Origin of the sequence: Pseudomonas sp. L13 (genome assembly GCF_009935965.1) — a bacterium.
Lineage (GTDB): Bacteria > Pseudomonadota > Gammaproteobacteria > Pseudomonadales > Pseudomonadaceae > Aquipseudomonas > Aquipseudomonas lactis.
This window is the reverse complement of record NZ_QODJ01000027.1, coordinates 32331-52688: the sequence shown is the minus strand read 5'-3', so window position 1 is coordinate 52688 and position 20358 is coordinate 32331. Positions and strand designations below refer to the sequence as shown.

At 52.2% G+C, this 20358-nt stretch carries 21 protein-coding genes and 1 tRNA gene; 10 read left to right on the top strand and 12 right to left on the bottom strand.

Annotated features, from left to right (window positions below; genetic code table 11):
- Positions 1 to 133 precede the first annotated feature (133 nt).
- The 5 genes from DK871_RS15300 (at position 134) to DK871_RS15280 (ending at position 5122) form a co-directional block, all read left to right on the top strand.
- Positions 134 to 1552, top strand: coding sequence for a hypothetical protein (locus DK871_RS15300; RefSeq protein ID WP_161905624.1), 1419 nt, complete (start codon positions 134 to 136; stop codon positions 1550 to 1552).
- A gap of 1328 nt (positions 1553 to 2880) precedes the next feature.
- Entirely contained in the window at positions 2881 to 3126 is a 246-nt protein-coding gene (locus DK871_RS15295; protein ID WP_161905623.1) for a hypothetical protein, read from the top strand.
- Positions 3126 to 3350, top strand: coding sequence for a hypothetical protein (locus tag DK871_RS15290; protein ID WP_161905622.1), 225 nt, complete (start codon positions 3126 to 3128; stop codon positions 3348 to 3350). The genes DK871_RS15295 and DK871_RS15290 overlap by 1 nt, the downstream gene beginning before the upstream one ends.
- The gene (locus DK871_RS15285) at positions 3347 to 3829 is read left to right on the top strand and encodes a hypothetical protein (protein WP_161905621.1); all 483 of its coding nucleotides are present in this window, start codon (positions 3347 to 3349) and stop codon (positions 3827 to 3829) included. The genes DK871_RS15290 and DK871_RS15285 overlap by 4 nt, the downstream gene beginning before the upstream one ends.
- Before the next feature lie 414 nt (positions 3830 to 4243).
- Positions 4244 to 5122 (top strand): helix-turn-helix domain-containing protein, encoded by an 879-nt coding sequence (locus DK871_RS15280; RefSeq protein WP_161905620.1) that lies wholly within the window; start codon positions 4244 to 4246, stop codon positions 5120 to 5122.
- A gap of 687 nt (positions 5123 to 5809) precedes the next feature.
- Here the strand turns inward: DK871_RS15280 and DK871_RS28770 are convergent.
- Positions 5810 to 6181: a hypothetical protein gene (locus tag DK871_RS28770; protein WP_218581433.1), complete on the bottom strand. Its 372-nt coding sequence runs from the start codon at positions 6179 to 6181 to the stop codon at positions 5810 to 5812.
- A gap of 347 nt (positions 6182 to 6528) precedes the next feature.
- Positions 6529 to 6990, bottom strand: a complete 462-nt coding sequence (locus tag DK871_RS15270) for a hypothetical protein (RefSeq protein WP_161905619.1) — start codon at positions 6988 to 6990, stop codon at positions 6529 to 6531.
- Between the two features lie 187 nt (positions 6991 to 7177).
- Here DK871_RS15270 and DK871_RS15265 point away from each other — a divergent pair, with 187 nt between their 5' ends.
- Both DK871_RS15265 and DK871_RS15260 read left to right on the top strand, forming a co-directional pair.
- Positions 7178 to 7426 (top strand): helix-turn-helix domain-containing protein, encoded by a 249-nt coding sequence (locus DK871_RS15265; protein ID WP_161905618.1) that lies wholly within the window; start codon positions 7178 to 7180, stop codon positions 7424 to 7426.
- 723 nt (positions 7427 to 8149) lie between these two features.
- Complete coding sequence (locus tag DK871_RS15260) at positions 8150 to 8776, top strand: recombinase family protein (protein ID WP_161905617.1); 627 nt, start codon at positions 8150 to 8152, stop codon at positions 8774 to 8776.
- A gap of 388 nt (positions 8777 to 9164) precedes the next feature.
- On the opposite strand, the gene DK871_RS15255 is transcribed toward DK871_RS15260, so the two are convergent.
- From DK871_RS15255 to dapA, 8 genes are all read right to left on the bottom strand, one after another.
- The gene (locus DK871_RS15255; protein WP_161905616.1) at positions 9165 to 9455 is read right to left on the bottom strand and encodes a hypothetical protein; all 291 of its coding nucleotides are present in this window, start codon (positions 9453 to 9455) and stop codon (positions 9165 to 9167) included.
- Positions 9452 to 10069: a nucleotidyltransferase domain-containing protein gene (locus tag DK871_RS15250; protein ID WP_161905615.1), complete on the bottom strand. Its 618-nt coding sequence runs from the start codon at positions 10067 to 10069 to the stop codon at positions 9452 to 9454. The genes DK871_RS15255 and DK871_RS15250 overlap by 4 nt, the downstream gene beginning before the upstream one ends.
- Before the next feature lie 2 nt (positions 10070 to 10071).
- Positions 10072 to 10992: a pentapeptide repeat-containing protein gene (locus DK871_RS15245; protein WP_161905614.1), complete on the bottom strand. Its 921-nt coding sequence runs from the start codon at positions 10990 to 10992 to the stop codon at positions 10072 to 10074.
- A 304-nt stretch (positions 10993 to 11296) separates the two neighbouring features.
- Positions 11297 to 11386 (bottom strand) — tRNA-Ser (locus tag DK871_RS15240).
- An 83-nt stretch (positions 11387 to 11469) separates the two neighbouring features.
- Entirely contained in the window at positions 11470 to 12183 is a 714-nt protein-coding gene (gene purC / locus DK871_RS15235) for a phosphoribosylaminoimidazolesuccinocarboxamide synthase (RefSeq protein ID WP_027604309.1), read from the bottom strand.
- A 27-nt stretch (positions 12184 to 12210) separates the two neighbouring features.
- Positions 12211 to 12969 carry an MBL fold metallo-hydrolase gene (locus tag DK871_RS15230; RefSeq protein ID WP_161905613.1) on the bottom strand — a complete coding sequence of 253 codons (759 nt, stop codon included), beginning with the start codon at positions 12967 to 12969 and terminating at the stop codon, positions 12211 to 12213.
- A gap of 4 nt (positions 12970 to 12973) precedes the next feature.
- Positions 12974 to 14089, bottom strand: a complete 1116-nt coding sequence (bamC, locus tag DK871_RS15225; protein ID WP_161905612.1) for an outer membrane protein assembly factor BamC — start codon at positions 14087 to 14089, stop codon at positions 12974 to 12976.
- Positions 14090 to 14106: 17 nt separating this feature from the next.
- Positions 14107 to 14985: a 4-hydroxy-tetrahydrodipicolinate synthase gene (gene dapA / locus DK871_RS15220; RefSeq protein WP_034135081.1), complete on the bottom strand. Its 879-nt coding sequence runs from the start codon at positions 14983 to 14985 to the stop codon at positions 14107 to 14109.
- Between the two features lie 262 nt (positions 14986 to 15247).
- Here dapA and DK871_RS15215 point away from each other — a divergent pair, with 262 nt between their 5' ends.
- Both DK871_RS15215 and DK871_RS15210 read left to right on the top strand, forming a co-directional pair.
- A complete protein-coding gene (locus DK871_RS15215) occupies positions 15248 to 15808 on the top strand; it encodes a glycine cleavage system protein R (RefSeq protein WP_161905611.1) in 561 nt (186 codons plus the stop codon).
- Between the two features lie 14 nt (positions 15809 to 15822).
- Positions 15823 to 16296: a peroxiredoxin gene (locus DK871_RS15210; RefSeq protein WP_003189461.1), complete on the top strand. Its 474-nt coding sequence runs from the start codon at positions 15823 to 15825 to the stop codon at positions 16294 to 16296.
- Positions 16297 to 16886: 590 nt separating this feature from the next.
- On the opposite strand, the gene DK871_RS15205 is transcribed toward DK871_RS15210, so the two are convergent.
- Entirely contained in the window at positions 16887 to 17126 is a 240-nt protein-coding gene (locus DK871_RS15205) for a sulfurtransferase TusA family protein (protein ID WP_161905610.1), read from the bottom strand.
- A 95-nt stretch (positions 17127 to 17221) separates the two neighbouring features.
- On the opposite strand from DK871_RS15205, the gene DK871_RS15200 reads away from it, so the two are divergent.
- Positions 17222 to 18655 (top strand): M48 family metalloprotease, encoded by a 1434-nt coding sequence (locus tag DK871_RS15200; RefSeq protein WP_161905609.1) that lies wholly within the window; start codon positions 17222 to 17224, stop codon positions 18653 to 18655.
- A gap of 69 nt (positions 18656 to 18724) precedes the next feature.
- Here DK871_RS15200 and DK871_RS15195 read toward each other — a convergent pair whose 3' ends face one another.
- Entirely contained in the window at positions 18725 to 20161 is a 1437-nt protein-coding gene (locus DK871_RS15195; RefSeq protein WP_014717365.1) for a DegQ family serine endoprotease, read from the bottom strand.
- Positions 20162 to 20358 lie beyond the last annotated feature (197 nt).

The following is a 20358-nucleotide window of genomic DNA, read 5'->3' as shown; positions in this document are numbered from 1 at the left end:
CATGCAGACAAACACAGCAAGCGACGACATTCAGCGGGGCTACTGCCTATTCACTACAGACATGTAAACTGCTATGTTTAAGTCATAGCCCTTTTGATAATCCGTCAAGGCGGCAATGAGAGCGGAAAATCAAATGCAAAACAAACCAAAGATAGTGCTTTTTCTAGGCAAAGCAGATACTGAAGGCGTCACCATTAGATTAAAGGCCGTCGGCGCACTATATAAACGAAAGATGCTAGAATCTCGCGTAGAAAACTGGGAAAAAATAATAGCGATATTTCATGAGTTTAATGTATCCTCCGTTATTGTAAAGTTAACAGGTACAACCTTCAGGGCACTTTGCGAAGAGCGATACAGCGAAGTACGAGAAAAGTTATTAACATTGATTGCATCAAAACCAAACTTATTCCTCGGACACGAATCGCTCCTGGTGGGAGTGGACGAGTACAAGGAATATTATGAGGAATACAAAGAAGCTCCCGAAGCAGGTCAAGTTGAAGACATTAATCCTGAGCTAATTGATCCTGAGCTGGCTGAAGACTATGAGTACGAACTAGATTACATAAACATTTTCGACCCTCTCCCTACAGAAGTGATCAAAGAGGTTACAGATTTATTTACAAGGCATGAAATAACTATAATTCCATACAGGAAAAACGTGGAGCTAGTTGTTATCGCCTCCAAATTTGTCGAGCAAAATGACAGCAACTTAATATTCAGAATCTATGTCCCTTCCGAGCGAATGTGGGCAAATGAAGCGGAGAAGCTATTGCAGCTATTCCGAGAATATTTACACAAAGTTTCCGGTCTAAACGTCCGTCAAGAACAACACAGAACGAATCACGGTGTAGTTTATGAATTCTTTGGAGGGGATGGTGTAGAGCCAACAATACTCCCTCAGAAATTCAATGAGTTTTCATCCTTTATGGAAATGTGCGTCTCCAACCCTGAACACGCACAACTACTATTAGAATCGACACACCTGAACAAAGCCGAAGTATTCAATTTAGTCGAGCGATATAGTCGAGAAGCAAGAAGACTGCATGTAGATATTAAGCAAGAAAGAGAAAGAAAACTTCTTGCCATCAGACATATTCTAGAAAGTGAACTTTCCGAATATGCCAGAACTGAGCGCGACTGGGAAATTATTGAAAAAATCATTGATGGAAGCGTACCTGCCGTCACTGGAATATCCTCAGCCCTTTCCATAGATCGCCGTCAGCTCCCAGAAGCAAATAACAATGTAACTATAAATGTAAACCCCCAGATTATAGGAACAATTAACGGAGTAGTAGCTCAGCAAATACTTGGCGATCAACATCTTGGCACGGACGCAAAGCAGTTACTTGAGTTAATCGAGCTATACGCTGGAAGCAATAAAACCACACTAGCATCTGCCGTGCATGAACTGAGCGATAAAAGTTCTGCACCCGAAGATAAATTATCAGCAAAACACCATTTGAAAGGCTTTCTTTATTCCGCTGCCGGAAAAATCGGAGATGTGGCTTTGGATATAGCCCAGAAGTACATCGAAAAGCAGGCAGGTCTGTAAAGGCGAACGCATGAACCTGTAACGGTGGAGCTATTTACTTTGGTTGCCCTAGATTTGATCACGGCAATTAAAATGAATAGTTCAGCCGGCAAAACACAGCTGTACTCACCAGTTAGAAAACCAATTATTGAGGCATGGGAGGAGCATTTCGTCACTCAAATCCCACCAACACCTAATGGCAGGACTTAAACAAGATACAAACAAATAGTGTTCAAAACAACCATTACGGTATTGACAATTACTCTCATTTGGGAGATAATGCATATATTGGAGAGAACAGATCAGCCGGTCTCTTTCCAGTTGTTTTAGCCAGCAACTGCGGTTCCCTCTAATGCAATCCTTGCCCATTCCTTCAAGGTTTGTATCGTGGTCTGATCCGCCAACAATCTCTCTCCTGAACAAAAAGCCCACATCCCTAACCGGTGTGGGTTTTTTGTTTGTCCGTAGCGAACACAATTAAACACTTCCCAATTATCTAACGAGGTAGCATCTTATGCGCACAACCCATTGTATTGCCTGCAATAAAGAACTGATCAACCGACGTACACAAACGAAAACTTGTAATGCTGCTTGCCGTGCAAAGCATTGGAGGCAATCAAGAGTAACAATTATTCCAGTATCCATCCTGTTCAGTCTCACCAACTACGCACTGTTGAAGGCTGCTGCTAATACTGCTGGCGCTTCGATTAATCAATATGCGCATGATCGCGTAATGTCCAATGAGAGTTCGCAATGAAAATATTCCTCAATCAAGAGTCTGTGAGGCAGTTGGAAGCATTGATGGTGCGCACTGGCAATACTAATCCTACTCACATGGTAAACGTGATGATCAGTACTATCACGAACAACCTCAGAAAAGCTGACGCGAAGAAAGCTGCAAATATCTAACTCCATCAATCCAAATACTTAACCACAAGTCAGAGGATCGCAACCCTATCGAACAAAAGGAATAGAGCATTGAACTACATCGTCGTCCATAAGCAAGCACAACTCATTCAGAAAGTGATAACCAGCTCAACACCACTAACACCAAGCAATGACTATAGCTTTTATGAAGTCTGAATCATCGTACTGAACCACTTTTATAAACTACATAAGAAAGCAATTGCCAAAGGTGTGCATGTGTCAGTCGGTGAGCTTATGCACAGTTGTCCAAGCTTCAAAGAACAAGTCAGCAACGGCAAACAAAGCAAGGTGCAGATCGTTACCACTCGTTATCGCTGAGTGCTTCTGTAAGCGACTTACAGCCCTAAATAGCTGCCACCCTAGGCTACCCTATAGCTTGCCACTTTTAAGGCTCTGTAAGCCACGTAAATCAAGGGTTGAATATGCCAAATCAGCCTTATGCCAGCTTAGTTTCAATACAAACAAACCCAAAGGATAAACAACAGATGAATACGCCACTACTCGAAAGGCACCTTGCCATGCTGCAAGTGAAGCATTACTTATCGTTGCAGCAATCTGCAATTGCTACTGGTGACCGCCATGAACACCGCCGTGTAGCTGCAATGCTTGATAAGTTTGTTAGCGAATATGGTGTTCACGCTTTGCGTCAAGCTCAGGAAGAATTGTGATGAGTATCAGCCCGGATTCCTTTAGCCGTGGACTAATAAGGGCACTTGAACGGCGTGCGAAAGAAAGCACCCGGCAAAAAACCACACAAATTGCACAGAAGTTTGATAGTGATGCAGTCAGCATAAGCGCCAGCATCAATACCACTAAACTCAGCGATGAAGAGTATAAAGCCACACTAGTGCAGAAAATGATCGCACTAATTCACAAGAGGAATATGAAATGAACGACAAGGCCAAGATAGTGATAAAAGGAGTTCCACCTGCATGGAGCGATACTGAATTCGAAACACGAGTTGACGGATGGGTAAATGTTTACCGTGGCACCACTCAGTGTATGGAACATGTACGGTCACCACTTCCTCATGACTTTCTTGAGTTGATAGCTTTGAAAGTAGCAAGGGGCTATACAGTAGCTCGCAATCAAGCTGTTACAAATGAGGCGCTCAATCATGCCTGCTGGATGATCAAGCCACTATTACACCAGCAGAAAGATATTGATGACATTCGAATTCGAGTCAAGGCTGAGTATGTTGAATTCTTACAAGCTGAGCACGTCCGATATCAAGACTTGCTACGTCAACAGCTTATCCAAGCATCGGAAGCGAAAGAGCAGAAGAAGGTTGTTGACGCTCGCAACAAGCGACTGTTAGAAATCGACAAAGAGGTGAGTGACACATATTCCCCACTTGTCATTCCGGGGTGATCCAGTGATCCAGTGACAGACGCTGTTAGCGATACCTGCTAAAAGCTCCCACAACGGCTTTACAGAACGTTCCCGATGCAACCCTACCCAATGTGGCCCCTACAGCTAACAATGCTGTTCGGGGCTTTTGCTTGCTGAAATTTACCATAGCGGTTTCACCAAACGCCCATTGACGCCCTCATGTAAAAAATGTTTTAGAAAAGTCCGAATTGTCAAGTTTTAATTGACGAACGGCATGAACGCCTGTATAATGCCCCGCTCAAAACAGACCCAGTCAAAACCTCCATGTGATCATGAGTCGATCCCGACTTAGGCATCATGCGGAGTTTTACGTGCCTGTGATTTGCCCACAACATCCGGCAGCTACCGAGAGGAATTGCCTAATGAACTGAACTAGCTAAGGAGAACATTCCCATGTCGTACCCGCTCACCACTAATTCGCCTGCCACCAGTAAGTCCCTCCCCTTTCCCGAACTGCTCTCATCAGCACGATTGGAAGCATTGAACGCACGCTTCGCCGCTAACGCCGGTCAGTGGCTGGCAGACAATGCACCGAAGACCAAAACCAAGCTTCCTCGAAAGCCGAAGAGCACACGCGGACCAAAGCCCAAGATTATTAAAAATCCGTTTTATGGCTTCATCGGATGCACAACGTACTGGGGGCGCTATCCGGTGTTTGCACTGGACATCATCGAGGGTATCGCGCGACTTGACTGGCATGATCGCCCTGAAGGAAATGGCGGAAAATCCATGCCATTGTCAGTACGCAACCTCGCAGTAATTCTGGAAAGCCTCCCGGTCGTCACTAATGAGGGTGTAGAGGATTTACTGCAATTGAAGGAAAGGCACGCAAGACGTTACGTCAAAGCAATTGAACTAATCGTTCCAAATATGGTGAAAAGTCGCCCTCAATCTCTAATCAACGAAATGGATGACATCGAGCCTGAGCTGAAAGCTTGTGACTGGGATGATGGGGATGATCTGTGCAAACCAAGCGCCGAAGAGCTGGCCAAGCTGCACCACGACCTTCGCACCCTGACCCAGTTCAAGACGGCGGAAGAGTACGATGCGAAATATCCGACACTTTCAGCTATCACTAATGTCGTAGCCTTGCCGGTGCGCACTGAGCAACAGAACCGCCACCAGCACCCCATGAAGCTCGACGTATTGGAGATGCTAACACAAGGTGTGGCGATCAAGGCCATCGAGCGAGGCACCGGAGTATCGGCAAAGACGATTAGGAATTGGCGTGACAATGTACAGATTGTGCAAAACGAGTTGCAGGCCGCTTAAGCGGACTCACTGGGGGGGGGGGGAGTAATACGGCCGCATGTATAATAGAGTGAAGCGAAGCGAAACGATGCTTTTTTCTTCTTTGGAGATTGTCCAAAGTATAGATCCATTAAAGATTTCATTTAAGGGGAACACCCCTTAAGTATTTTTTAGAGAAAATAAAGAGAAGTGAGGGAGAAGATCCCTCAAATTAAAGAACATGATCTTAGAGAATAAACTGTTCTGTCGTAACGACAGGAGACACCTGCTCTGTATTCACAGAAGAAAGATCAATAGCGGTGGACTTCGTTATTCCACCTATTGAAGAGCACTTCACTTCGTTCAGCTTGCGAACATATCTTTATATCGATATTTATTAAACGCTAGAGAGCCAATCCTGATTATCAATCAGAGATGTTTGCAATCTTCTGTGTGTACACAGAACAATTAGATGTTGCTGTGCATCGCACAGAAGAAGATCAAGAGCGGGAGGGGTTTATCACCCTTTTCTCCCTAAGAGCATTCACTCCTTCGTCGCTCACTGCTGACACGTTCTGTATTGAAGAGTTAAAACTCTATAAGCCATTCCTGATTGACAATCAGAGATGTTTGCAATCTTCTGTGTGCACACAGAACAATTAGATGTTGCTGTGCATCGCACAGAAGACGACACTACGGCTTCCTATCCTTTTAAACAAGTCTGAATAGCTAGACATCAAGGTCTAATTTACTACCACAGTGCTTGCACTTAATAGCCTCCGCTCTTACCGGCTCAGCACAAAACTGGCACTTTTTCATACCACCATAACTTCCAGTATCAGCAGCCATTTGCTCTTTGTTCTTAGCCATTATCGCCCAGAAAAAACCAACAACCGGGCAGAGGAAAGCAACAACCCACATTGCAATAGGCTTAGCATCCATGTTATTTCCTAGAGAATAGGAAGCTATCATCATCAGCGGTACCGCAGGGGCAACCATAGAGAAGAAGAGAAGTAAACCTGAGCGTCCTTTTTTGCTTGCAATAAACGAGATAAGAACGCAAAGAATGATAAAAACAATAAGCCAGTGTACAGGTTCCATTTGAACTTTCCTGAGTTAAAAATAGTATGTGTATCGCGCTACACTTCGACTGGAATAAGAACCCCTAGTTATGCTGAGTGTTTCTTTTCACTTTGTAATAGTGGACTGCCAGCATTTTGTTTACCTGTATAGGGTTCTAGGGAGCGTCCCGCGCATCCCCCTCTGCGATTGACCCCATGCTTGCCATCATGTACGCAGATACTGGGCAACGCTGAACAACGTGATCGTCCAAGGCTTTATCAGGGGTGAAGTGAATCCCCATTCGCAGGGATGATCGCATCAATGACTCATACAAAAGCTAAGCTCTACCGCAACAGCTATGAGCTCCATACTCACCTATGAACCATCTATGAACTAGCAATATCCTTCTGTGCTTTCATGCACTTCTCGCGCTGGCCCTCTGCAAACTCATGAGCAATAAGTTCCGCACGTTCAGAACTTAAAACATCGACCGTATAGGCTTCGTCGATAATCTTATATTGGGCTAAACGACTGTTAACGTTAGTTATGTTACGATCCACCATTTCTTTAAGTGTATGTTTAGGTGCGAAGAGTTGACGAAGCTCCATTGTGTTATACGCTTGGTAGCGAATTGCGTCACACAGTGCTGCTACGGCTTCTGATTCAGATTGAGCGCCATGAGCTTGACTAACATACATACTCAGACTGCACAGCGTCACACCTACACCTACGAGGAGCTTCTTGATTGCTCTCCGACAATCCTCGGCATCAGCGTCCATTTGGTCTTTGATTTTAGCTACCCCAAAAAGTCCAGAGACCATCACCACGCAGGGAATATTGACCTTCATACCTTTACCACTCCAAATCAGCTTGCTATCGAAATCAGCAACGAGCCACATCCAATCACTGATCAGCGGCGCTCAGCCATTACCCTGACTTCAATAATGCCACGCCCGCTTAATTATTCATAGCATATGGTGAAGACATCCTTGCCACGACATCAGACAGTCCACCCCGAATTAGAGGGGGCACGGTTTGGACATAGGTCTAGCATTCGGAAAAACTCTCCGAAAAAGAAGGAAGGAAGCGGGATTCACTCAGGAGGGGTTAGCACTTGAAGCTGACGTTCAACGAAATTACGTCAGTCTCATTGAGCGCGGCGTAAATCAGCCAACCATCACAACAGTGTTCAAGCTCGCAGGAGCTTTAGGGTGTAGTCCCTCCTCGCTAGTCGAAGATGTAGAAACTCTGGTGAATTCAGGCTCACAGAGCCAACACGAGTGAACCCTCCCCGCAATCAAGCTTCAGATGCAGGTCAACGCCCAATCCTAATAAAGTGTTGTCATCGCCTTTATCAGGCGAAGTATCAGGAGTGAAAGTGAATACCCATCCACTGGGATAAGCACGCCAATGGGCTACAGAGCTGATTTCTATTGACCTCCATCGCTCACAGACCAAACACAGTTCACGCTTTCTCCGTTTTTATTAAAATTCTACGGCGATACCAGCACACGCGGGGAAACAGACCACTTTCACCAGGTCGATACAAAGCATTCAAGACGAGCGTTGATTTCATCGAGCCGTTACGCTCGCCAACGATGCATTTGTCGTATTACGATCCTTGCAGGTCATTCAGGGACAGAACGCCATGCAAGACAATACAGACAGTCAAATTGCTACGGCAGACGTGCTAACCCTTTTGTGGGAAGGTCAGCTAGCTCTAGCTGCGGGCATCGAGGAAATCGCCCTATGGGTTAGAACAAATGGTTCACCTGATACGCATGAAAACGTGATCGATGCCCTCAGAACCCTCGATAGGAATGCCGCAGCCATAACCACAGGCATCCTCAAGCTTAGGCGATAGCTTCTATCAAAGAACTCTAGCTCTCCGATAGTCCATAGACCGTCCGTCGCATCCCGAATTTAGCTATCAATAATCTATTCAAAATAGGTTAAAGATAAATTATCATTGATCTATCAAATCGGTAGATCAAAGGATAGTTAGCTATGAATGCCCACCTGTATCTCAGAGCCTCGACCAAAGACCAAGATGCCAATCGTGCCAAAGTCGCCCTTGAGTTGTTCGCAGCCGAGAAAGGGTTGGGCATCGTTGGCATCTATGCAGAGAACATCAGCGGAACAAAGCTCAACCGTCCTGAACTGCTTGCGCTGCTCGATATTGCCGAAAGTGGAGACGTGCTATTAGTTGAGTCTGTAGACCGCTTGAGTCGTCTCTCGCAAGCCGACTGGGATGCTCTCAAGGCCACGATAAAGGCAAAGGGACTCCGATTAGTGGTAGCCGACCTACCCACTAGTCATATGCTGGTTGAAGCCAAAGGCATCACCGGTCAAATCATGGATGTGATCAACAGCATGCTGATTGACCTGATGGCAACCATGGCAAGACTGGATCAAGACAAGAGAGTTGAGCGCATCAAGCAAGGGCTTGAGAATAAACGCGCTGCCCATCCTGACTGGAAGCCATCCGGTAAGAGCAGGAACGGCATGTTGTGGGCAAAAATTGAGGGGCTACTGCTCAAACATCCAGACCTCAAGCCTGACGACATTGCCAAGATCGCTGAGTGCGGGGTAGCAACCGTGTACCGCGTCAAAAAAACAATGAAGACAGCATAAACCTGCAACGTCGCGTAGTTCGTTTTGAGCGTGCTTACGCAAAATCAAGTGTACTTCCCGAACAAACAGACGCACACCTCCCCGCAGCCCTTAAAGGCGCTCGCAAGGTGTTTTGATTGCGCCTGCCATACCCCCATCAATCCATACGGATTTTAGGAAAATGGAGCACCCCACGCTCGGTCAGCGCTCAGCCGGTCAAGCGATGCCGCCGTATCGCAGGGATTTCCACCGATGCCACGCTCCCGGTTGATCTGAATACAGACTCTGGAATAACGGTGGAATTGGTTTTTGGAAAAATGGGTTACGCTTACGCGAAACATCGCACTGATGTCTTGGACACGGGCGCTTATATCATGTTCGCCATTAATGAAGGCACTGAAATAGCCAGCTACTTACCTAAAACACGGGCGATATGCTGCGTCAAATCATATACTTCATTGGATAGCAGCCGGTACTCATCAGTAACTTGCTCTTGGCTTTTATTAGCCAGAAAGAAAAGCTTAGATGCCGACTCATAAACCAAGCGACTCAAATCAGAGGATCTGTCAATCCCGTTGACACGCACCCATCGATCAATAGCACCACTAGAAAGGCCGAACAACTCTTCACCCCAGCCTTTATTATTGACGAGATTCAAAATTTCCCGCTGCGCATCGATTCGATTATTAAACTCTCTCATGATAACTTTTGGCTCCGCAGTGCTTGCATCCATTGCGGTACGACTCTAACCGCTTCTATTGCCGCATCAATCTCATTAGACATAATAGGCTCCCCATATCCGCGCGTTGACAGCAACCGTGCACGAGTCAGGATTGAGAATGCTTCGGAACTTATATCCAGACTGGGGTTAACCAGCAGTGGTGATCGCCTCGAAAAAATCGGCTCGCCCAGTGTAAGCGAGTGGCAAGTTGCGAAGTTTCTTACCGCTAGAAAAATGCAAGACAAATGAAATGTAGCACTATTGCTAGATTGACTCACCGCGTCAAAGGACCGCTCATAAAGCACCCGAAATTTTTCACAATCCCCATCCCCTTGAGCGTAAACGGCTGGAACTCCTAATCGCTCAAGAAAGTCAGAACCATCCGAAGCAAACAACAGCTTCGACTCTAGGTGTAAATGCCAAGCAAATGGATTGCCCTCTTCCCAAAGAGCCCTAAGCCGACCGTACTGGTATACCGAATATTTTTCAGTATCTATATGCGGAGCAGGACCATCAACACAGGCAAGCAGATCAACATCAGAACCCTTGTCAATTTCCCCTCGGCATATCGAGCCAAATGCATAAATATGCATCATCACCTCCGCCCAAAACGCTTCACAAGGATTGCCGTGAGGAAGGCAAAACCCAGCAGACGTGTTGCAGCAACGCCGGAAGAAAACCAGACTGGATAAGCGTGAGGGCTGACAATACCAAAGAACACTCCGGGAGAGGCAATAAAGCTCGCAACATAATCTCGGATATCCCAAGGACTACCGAACGCAATAGTATCGTAAGCCGCAATTCCGACATGAACAGCGATTATCGCCCGCAGTAATTTGAGAGTGTTTTCGCCATTGCCCCAAATCACATCCAAGATCTTAAATTCAAGCCACTTGAAAAACTGCGGTACTTTTTTCCAGCCCTTGTATTTGGTTCGATAGTACGACTCACTAGATGACCATGACTTTCGTAAATAACTAGAGGTCGCTTCCAACTCTAGGGAAATTGCTCTATTTACTGCCTTTGCATCACCAATCTGCTGGAAGTTCATACGAAGTGATCGAGCAAAACGCATCTGCAGATTTTCTTCACGCGGAGCTTCACGCTCCAGAATATCATCATCTATCTGACAACGTTCGAACACGGCGTAATCGAACTTACAACCAGCAAAAGATGACTGATGCAGGTTGCAACCAATAAATCTACAGCCAGTGAAATCGCACGAATCAAAAGAGCAATTGTTGAAATAGCAACCATCGAAAACACTATGCTGGAATGAGACATTAGTAAATTTTATTTTCTTGGCATTAAGCCGTACGTACACCTTGAAAGCGAACTCAGTACGCTCACTCGAAACGTCTTCGTGGACATAGTAGTCCGTTATAACTGACCGATTGCCTTTCTTGAGAGCTTCATGGTACCCCTCAGCCGGAACAGGGATAACGGGACTATCGTCCCTTGCTGGCTGCTCCAAAGGGACTACTACTGCATCCGCAGGTGATTTCTGGTCTGTCATTTTATTCACGCACTTCAACGTGCACAGCTAGCATTAGGCTGGATACTGAAGGAAAGTCGCTTACGCTTCAATCACTAACCCAAACGCAAGCCACGAGCCGCTGCTTTTTACCGATGATGATGGCTATAGATCAGATAACAAGGTGACGAGTGGTTTCGGCACCGCAGAAGGAAGGACCGCACCGTAGCAAGGAAATCGTAAAGCGAGTACTGAAACAGAGTGGGCAAACCTAGTGGTCAAACACAAAAAATTGCAGATGAAAAAAAACCCCGCAAATCAAAGACTTACGAGGCTTTTCTATGTATGGCGGAGAGATAGGGATTCGAACCCTAGGTACCGGTGAAGGTACAACGGATTTCGAATCCGTCCCATTCGGCCACTCTGGCATCTCTCCAACGGCGCGCATCATAACAGCATGATTGATGGATGCAAAGCGCCGAAGCGATTTTTTTCCGTGCTATCAGATGCTTGCGTCGATTACAGCGGTACGCCGAGGCGCTTGGCGACTTCTTCGTAGGCTTCGATCACGTCACCGAGGCCCTGGCGGAAGCGGTCTTTGTCCATCTTCTTCTTGGTGTCCTTGTCCCACAGGCGGCAGCCGTCCGGGCTGAATTCGTCGCCCAGGACGATGGAGCCGTCGTGGAATACGCCGAATTCGAGCTTGAAGTCCACCAGCAACAGGCCTGCGTCGTCGAACAGCTTGCTCAGCACGTCGTTGACCTTGAGGGACAACTCCTTCATGCGCGCCAGCTGCTCAGCAGTGCCCCAGCCGAACGCCACGACGTGGGATTCGTTGATGAACGGGTCGCCCTTGGCGTCGTCCTTCAGGAACAGTTCAAACGTGTAAGGGTTGAGCTTGAGGCCCTCTTCCACGCCCAAACGCTTGACCAGGCTGCCGGCGGCGTAGTTACGCACGACGCACTCGACCGGGATCATGTCGAGTTTCTTGACCAGGCATTCGTTGTCGCCCAGCAGTTTGTCGAATTGGGTCGGGATGCCGGCCGCTTCGAGTTTCTGCATGATGAAGGCGTTGAACTTGTTGTTCACCATGCCTTTGCGGTCAAGCTGTTCGATGCGCTTGCCGTCGAACGCCGAGGTGTCGTTGCGAAACAGCAGGATCAGGCGGTTGGCGTCGTCGGTCTTGTACACCGACTTGGCTTTGCCGCGGTAGAGTTCTTCACGTTTTTCCATGATGGGCTCCGCTTTGAGTAAGGTGGGCTAGGCGATGTGTCGCCAGTCGAGCCCTGAATCTTGATCGGCCAGTTGCAGCCAGTCCGGGTCGCACCCTAGGGTGTCGACAAAACATTGCCGGGCAAGCGTCGGCAGGTTGTTCTTGCTGCTGAGGTGAGCCAGGACCAGGTGTTGCAGGTCTTGCCAGCCCAACTCATACACCAGGTATGCGGCCTGGTGGTTGTTCAAATGTCCCAGCTCGCCGCCCACCCGTTGCTTGAGAAAGTAAGGGTAGTGACCGCGTGCCAGCAGGTCTCGGCAGTGGTTGGACTCGATCATCAAGGCATCGAGGTCCCGGTAACCCTCCAGCACTTTGGCGCAGTAAGAACCCAGGTCGGTGAGCACACCGAAGCGCCGCTCACCGTCACTGAATACATATTGCGTCGGCTCCTGGGCATCATGAGCGACCGCAATGACATTGATGCTCAAGGCGCCAATTTGCAGTTGCTCACCACCGGCCAGGAAGCCCGCAGGCTCAATGGGTTTGCGCATCCCGCGCAACGTGCCGCGACTCAAGTACACCGGCAGATTGTAGCGCCGAGACAGCAAACCCACGCCATGCACATGGTCGGCATGTTCGTGGGTTACCAGAATCGCGCTCAGTTGCGTGGGGTGAACCCCCAGGCGCAACAGGCGCCGCTCGGTTTCCCGCAGGGAGAAACCACAATCGACCAGCACGTACGTGTCATCATGGGCGACCAGCGTACCGTTCCCTTGGCTACCGCTGCCGAGAACGGCAAAACGCATCGGATCAGCCCAGGTTGTCTTGAATCACGCCCAACACTTTGCGCGCTGTTTCAGCTGGCGCGACGGTGTTGATGTTCTTCTCGACGGTGACTTGCACGCTTTCGCCCACCTTGCTCAAACGAACCTGGTAACGCTCGGCACGGGTTTCGATCTCTTCCTTGGTCGGCTGGCTGCCGAACAATTTGCCGAAGAAACCTGGCTCATCGTCTTTCTTCTCGGCCTTTTCAGCCACGTTGATGTAGTACAGGCCCAGGCTGCGGTTGATGTCTTCAACGCGCCAAGGGCCCTGCTCCAACGCGCGGCCAACACTGGCCCAGGCGCGGTCGAGGTCTTCACCCAGGTTCAGCACGACGTTGCCGCTGCCGTCTTCGGTGAGGCTGACGCGGCTAGGGGTGTCGTAATCACGGGCGGCGAGCAGGGAGACGGAACCGCCCTTCTCGGAGATACGGCTCATGCTGGCAAGCATCTCGTCGACCAGCGCGGCGTCGACACCGGTGTTGACCGAGCGCGGGGTGAAGTCGACGTTGGCCGTACTGCCGGCAGGGCGCTCGGCGCTGACCACATAGACTTCACTGGTATTGCGCTGCACGCCAGGCTCGATGCGCACACGCACACGGGCTTCGCTGTCGGCGGCTACACCGCCCGCCAGCAGGCGCTGGGCCATGTTGGCAGACAGCTCACGACCTTGCTGCCACGCGGTGGTGAACTCACCGGTCTGCGGGCGTTGCTGGTCAAGACGGAAACCGTTGTCCTGGAAGAACTGCACCGCCACCGGCCAGACTTCGGCAGGTGGACGCTGGGCCACGATCCAGCGGTTGTCGCCGCTTTTTTGCAGGCTGTAGTCGCTGGCATCGGCCACGGCCGTGATCGGCTGTGGGCGTGGCACTACGTACTCACCCTTGACCGTGTCGTCGGCAACGTTGCGTGGAATCGGCAGCAGCGGGTCAAGGCGCTTGGCGACATTGACATCAGGCGGCAGTTGCATCGGTTTGGTTGCTTGCGCTTCCAGGTAATCGCTGCCGCGGTCACGGAAGTAGCCTTCCGGGCCCCATACCCAACCGCAGCCACTGGTGCTGGAGATAATCAAGGCAAGTGCGGAAAGTCCGGCCAATCGCTTCATGCGTAGTGCTTCCTCAATTAAACCAGGACGCCGGACTGGCGCAGGGCCTGTCGCAGCGGTTCGTGACAGGCTTCGCTGAGGCGGGTGAGCGGCAGACGGATACCGTCCGGCATCAGGCCCATCTCAAACAGCGCCCACTTCACGGGAATAGGATTGGATTCGATAAACAGTGTCTTGTTGAGCGGCATCAGCTTCTCGTGGATCGCACGAGCGGTGGCTGCATCGCCGGCAATGGCGGCGGCACACAGCTCGCTCATGGCACGCGGGGCCACGTTGGCGGTCACGGAGATGTTGCCCTTGCCACCCAGCAGGATTAGCTCGACAGCGGTGGCGTCGTCACCGGAATACACCAGGAAGTCGCTGCTCACGCCGGCCAGGATGTCCTTGGCGCGCTGCAGGTCGCCGGTGGCTTCCTTGATGCCGATGATGTTCGGCACGGTGGACAGGCGGATCACGGTCTCGGCCTTCATGTCGCACGCGGTGCGGCCCGGCACGTTGTAGAGGATCTGCGGGATCTGCACGGCTTCGGCAATGGCTTTGAAGTGCTGGTACAAGCCTTCCTGGGTCGGCTTGTTGTAGTACGGGGTTACCAGCAGGCAAGCGTCGGCGCCGGCCTTCTTGGCGTTCTTGGTCAGCTCGATCGCTTCACGCGTCGAGTTGGCGCCCGTACCGGCGATCACGGCAATGCGGCCCGCCACGCGCTTGACCACGAACTCGATCACCTGGATGTGTTCTTCCACATCGAGGGTGGCCGATTCACCTGTGGTGCCGACCGCCACAATGGCGTTGGTGCCCTCTTGCAGGTGGAAGTCCACCAGTTTGCCCAGGCTGTCCCAGTCGAGACGACCTTGTGCATCCATGGGTGTGACCAGTGCCACCATACTGCCCGCAATCATGCAACCGCTCCTGCCGGAAAAAGAGAGCCGTAATGGTACTGGCGCCAAGATGCTTGTACAAGCGAAGTACCGCGTGAGGATGCGTTCTGGCGCAACTAAACGTCGGGCGATGCCATCATTGGGCCAAAGCACCGCCCGAAGCCGGCTGATCACGCAATGAAAACGCCACCTCCTAGCCCTTGGCGACGCTTTTCGCTACCCTTGATCCTTTGATCGATACCGCCCACACGGCATCGACCGCTCATCGCTTTAGGAAGGCTGCATGTCCACCCCCACAGTTCGCGAACAATTCCTTGTTATCAGTGCCCTCGGCGCCAACCCCATGGAGCTGACCAACGTGCTGTGCCGCGCCAGCCATGAGAACCGCTGCGCCGTCGTGACCTCCCGCCTCACCCGCCATGGCGAGTGCAGTGCGCTGGTCCTGCAGATTTCTGGCTCCTGGGATGCCTTGGCGCGCCTGGAAACCGGCCTGCCGGGCCTGACCAAGAAGCATGACTTCACCGTCAACGTGGTACGCAGCGCCGCCCTGGAAAACCGCCCCCAGGCCCTGCCGTACGTAGCGTATGTCAGCTCGGCCTACCGCTCGGACATCGTCAACGAGCTGTGCCAGTTCTTTATCGACCATAACGTCGAACTGGAAAACCTGACCTGTGACACCTACCAGGCGCCACAAACCGGCGGCACCATGCTCAATGCCACCTTTACCGTGACTTTGCCGGCCGGCGTACAGATCAGTTGGCTGCGCGACCAGTTCCTGGATTTCGCCGATGCCCTGAACCTCGACGCCTTGATCGAGCCATGGCGCCCACAGAACCCAATGTAAGGAAGTACTTCTCTATGCCGGTAGCCATCGACACACCCGTGGCCGATTTCGAGGCCCAGGCCACCAGCGGCCAGACCTTCAGCCTCGCAGCCCTCAAGGGCAAGCAAGTGGTGATCTACTTTTACCCCAAGGACAGCACCCCTGGCTGCACCACCGAAGGCCAGGGTTTCCGTGACCAGTACGCCGCGTTCAAGGCCGCCAATACCGAAGTGTTCGGCGTATCGCGTGACAGCGTGAAGTCCCACGAGAACTTCAAGGGCAAACAAGAATTTCCGTTCGAGCTGATCAGCGATAAGGACGAAGCGGTCTGCCAGCTGTTTGATGTGATCAAGTTGAAGAAGCTGTACGGCAAGGAATACCTGGGCGTGGATCGCAGCACCTTCCTGATCGACAGCCAAGGCGTGCTGCGTCAGGAATGGCGCGGCGTGAAAGTGCCGGGGCATGTTGATGCCGTGCTGGCGGCAGCGCAGGCGCTGAACAAGGCTTGATCTTGCCTCGATAAGCATAGGTATCTACACAACTTTTAGGCTGTAGCCGCCGCCGACGGTAACCACGATGCGAAGCGAGCCGCTCTTGATCTTGATCTGCTTTTGATCTCAAGCGCCCCGTCAAACCACGCTGGCCGGAATTCGACAGGGATTTGGGGGGTAAACCGGCAGGGATGCCGGTTTAGCCGCCCCCCAAAATCACTGGCGGATTACGGGCACACCGAGCCTAAGCGAGGTGCCGAGTGGTGGGGCAAGAGCGTTTTGCTTACTTTTGCGCTTTTCAAAAGTGAGACGCCGTCAGGGCGGAACCCTAAGTGGCCGTTACCGCAGCAATGGATATGTACACAATCCAACTGTGTTGACCGCCAGGCCGCCTTCGCGAGCAAGCCCCCACAGTTTGATCGCTGGATGTCAGGTAGATAGGTGTCGGCTGTCAGGCCGTCATCGCAGGCAAGCCAGCTCCCACATTTGGATCGAGGTGCGTCAGTTAGATCAGCGTCGGCTGTCAGGTCGTCACGGGAGCAAGCTCCCTCGCCACAGGGTCAACGTCGTACCGAAGTGGCCTAGATACCTATGCCTCAATAAGGCTATCAGGCCTTGCGCAACCAATAACGATACACACCCTCGGCGGCGTCTTCATGCTCCAGGGTGTGGCCGGCCAGTTTGGCAAAGGTGCGAAAATCGCGCTGGGAGCCGGCGTCGGTGGCAGTCACCTTGAGCACCGCACCGCTGGCCAGTTTATTGAGCGCAAGCTTGGCCTTGAGCAACGGCAGCGGGCAGTTCAGACCGCTGGCGTCGAGTTCGGCGTCACAGGCTACAACGTCGGTCATGGTGTTACTCCAAGCAAACATTTAGGCTGCTTAGAATATCTGGTCCCAAGCTCAGTGTCCGGCTACAGTAAGCTCTTTGTCGAAAGGCTTTGTGCATGACTTTTTTGCGCCCTACCCTGCTGACGCTGGCCTGCCTGCTGGCCTCCCCGGCCTTCGCTGACGACCTGCCGTCACTCGGCGACGCCAGTTCTGCCATTGTCTCGCCGCAACAGGAATACCAACTGGGCCGCGCCTGGCTGGCTTACCTGCGCGGCCAGGTCTCGCAACTCAATGACCCGCAACTCAAGGATTACGTCGAAACCAGCGTGTACAAGCTGGTGGAGACCAGCCAGGTCAATGACCGGCGCCTGGAATTCATCCTGATCAACAGCCCACAGCTCAACGCCTTTGCGGCACCGGGCGGGATCGTCGGGGTCAACGGCGGTTTGTTCCTCAATGCACAGACCGAAGGCGAGTACGCGTCGGTACTGGCCCACGAGCTGGCGCACTTGTCCCAACGCCACTTCGCACGAGGCGTGGAAGCGCAATCACGCATGCAACTACCGATGATGGCCGCCCTGCTTGGCGGCATTATCGCCGCCGCTGCGGGTGCCGGCGATGCCGGTATCGCCGCGATTGCCGGCTCACAAGCCGCCGCGATCCAGGAGCAGCGCCGCTTCTCCCGCCAGAACGAACAAGAGGCCGACCGCATCGGTATCCTCAACCTGGAGAAAGCAGGCTACGACCCGCGCTCCATGCCGACCATGTTCGAACGCCTGATGCGCCAATACCGCTTCGATGCCAAGCCGCCGGAATTTTTGCTGACTCACCCGGTCACCGAATCGCGTATCGCCGACACCCGCAACCGCGCCGAACAAGCCAAACCCGGCGGCAAGGAAGACAGCCTGCGCTATCAATTGATTCGCGCAAGGGTGCAATTGAAATACGAAGACACGCCAGGCCTCGCTGCCAAGCGCTTCCAGGCGCAGCTGGATGAAAACCCTAAAAATGACGTCGCGCGCTATGGCCTGGCCATCGCCCAGATCAAGGGCACCCAACTCAAGGAAGCGCGGGAAAGCCTGGCGCCGCTGCTGGCCAAGGCGCCCAACGACATCACCTACAACCTGGCCCAAATCGAGCTCGACATCACCAGCAACCGCATGTCGGATGCGCAGCAACGTACCGACCGCATGCTCACCCAGTACCCCAGCAACTATCCGCTGAACCAGGTGCGGGTAGACCTGTTGCTTAAACAGAACCGTACCGCCGATGCAGAAAAGGCGCTGGACGGGCTGCTCAAGTCGCGTCCGGACGATCCGGACGTGTGGTATCAGGTCGCCGAAACACGCGGCTTGTCCGGCAACATCATTGGCCTGCATCAGGCTCGTGCCGAATATTTCGCACTGGTGGGGGATTTCCAGCAAGCCATCCAGCAGTTGGACTTTGCCAAGCGGCGCGCTGGCAATAACTTCCCGCTGTCCTCGCGCATCGACGCCCGTCAGCGTGAGCTGATCGAACAGGAGCGCCTGGTAAAAGGCATGATGAGCTAAACCCGCCGCCTACAAAAAAGCCCCGCTGCCGTTAACTCGGCAGCGGGGCTTTTTTATGGGGCTAGCGGATTACTCGGCCAGCTTGAAGGTGATGAAGCTGGCACGGCCTTGACGCAGGACGCGCATCGACACCGAGCGATTCTTCGGCAACGCCTTGGCGATGTCGGCGAATTCCTTGGTGGTATCGATTGCCTGGTTGTTCAAGTGAGTGATCACGTCACCTGGTTGCAAGCCGATCAAGGCGGCTGGGCCATCCTGAACTTCCTTGATCACCACACCGCTTTGCAGGTCGAAGGTTTTCTTCTGCTCGGCAGTCAGTTCAACCACGGCGATACCCAGGCGGTTACTGCTGCGCTCGGCACCTGGCTTGGCATTGCCCAGGGCATCCAGGGTCGCGCCTTCTTCCGGAATTGCCCCAACGGTCAGTTCGACATTCTGGCGCTTGCCATCACGAATCACTTCCAGCTTGGCTTTGCCGCCGGCCTTGAGCGCGCCGACCAGATGAGGCAGGTCCGCCGACATGATGATCGGCTGGCCGTTCATGCTCAGGATGACGTCACCCACTTTCAGGCCGCCTTTGGCCGCAGGGCCATTGTCCTGAATCTGCGCAACCAGGGCCCCCGCCGGTTTGTCGAGACCGAAGGACTCAGCCAGGTCCTTGTTCACTTCCTGGATGACCACGCCCAACCAGCCGCGACTGACCTTGCCGCCGCTTTTGAGCTGATTGGAGACGTCCATGGCCACATCGATCGGGATCGCGAAGGACACGCCCATGAAGCCACCGGAGCGGGTGTAGATCTGCGAGTTGATGCCCACCACTTCGCCGGCCAGGTTGAACAGCGGGCCACCGGAATTGCCCGGGTTGATCGGCACGTCGGTCTGGATGAACGGCACGTAGTTTTCGTTTGGCAGGCTGCGACCGATGGCGCTGACGATGCCTTGGGTAACGGTATGGTCAAAGCCGAACGGCGAACCGATCGCGACCACCCACTGACCGGCCTTCAGGTCCTGGGACTTGCCCAGTTTGAGCACCGGCAAGTCCTTGCCATCGATTTTAAGCAAAGCCACGTCAGAACGCGGATCGGTGCCAATCAGCTTGGCCTTGAGTTCACTGCGGTCGGCCAGGCGCACGAGAATCTCGTCGGCATCGGCAATCACGTGGTTGTTGGTGAGGATATAGCCATCAGGCGAAATGATGAAGCCGGAGCCCAGGGATTGGGCTTCGCGCTGGCCACCGCCGCCACGGGGGGAGCGTGGTTGCGGCATCCCTCGTTCGAAGAACTCGCGCAGCATGGGCGGCAAGCCTTCCAGGTCGGGCATCTGCTGGTTCGAGACCTTGCGATCCGGCAGCTTCTGCGTGGTACTGATGTTCACCACGGCAGGCGAGGCCTGCTCCACCAGTTGGGTGAAGTCAGGCAGCTCGACCGCTTGCGCAGGTAAGGCCTGGCCCAGCACCAGCACTGTGGCGACTATGGATAAGTAAGACTTCAAACGTGGTATCGACATACAGCTCCCGTTACGACGAGCAGGGTTAAGCGACAGGGTTCAATAAACGCCGGATACTGCGACCGGCATTTTTGTTCCGCGAACAAACAAGGCCAGAGCCATCAAACCCTGACCTATAAAAAACATGGGAAGTTTTTGCAAGTGAAAATGCTGATCCAGAGATTTCATACGCCCAGCATCCAACCAAATTCGGGCTC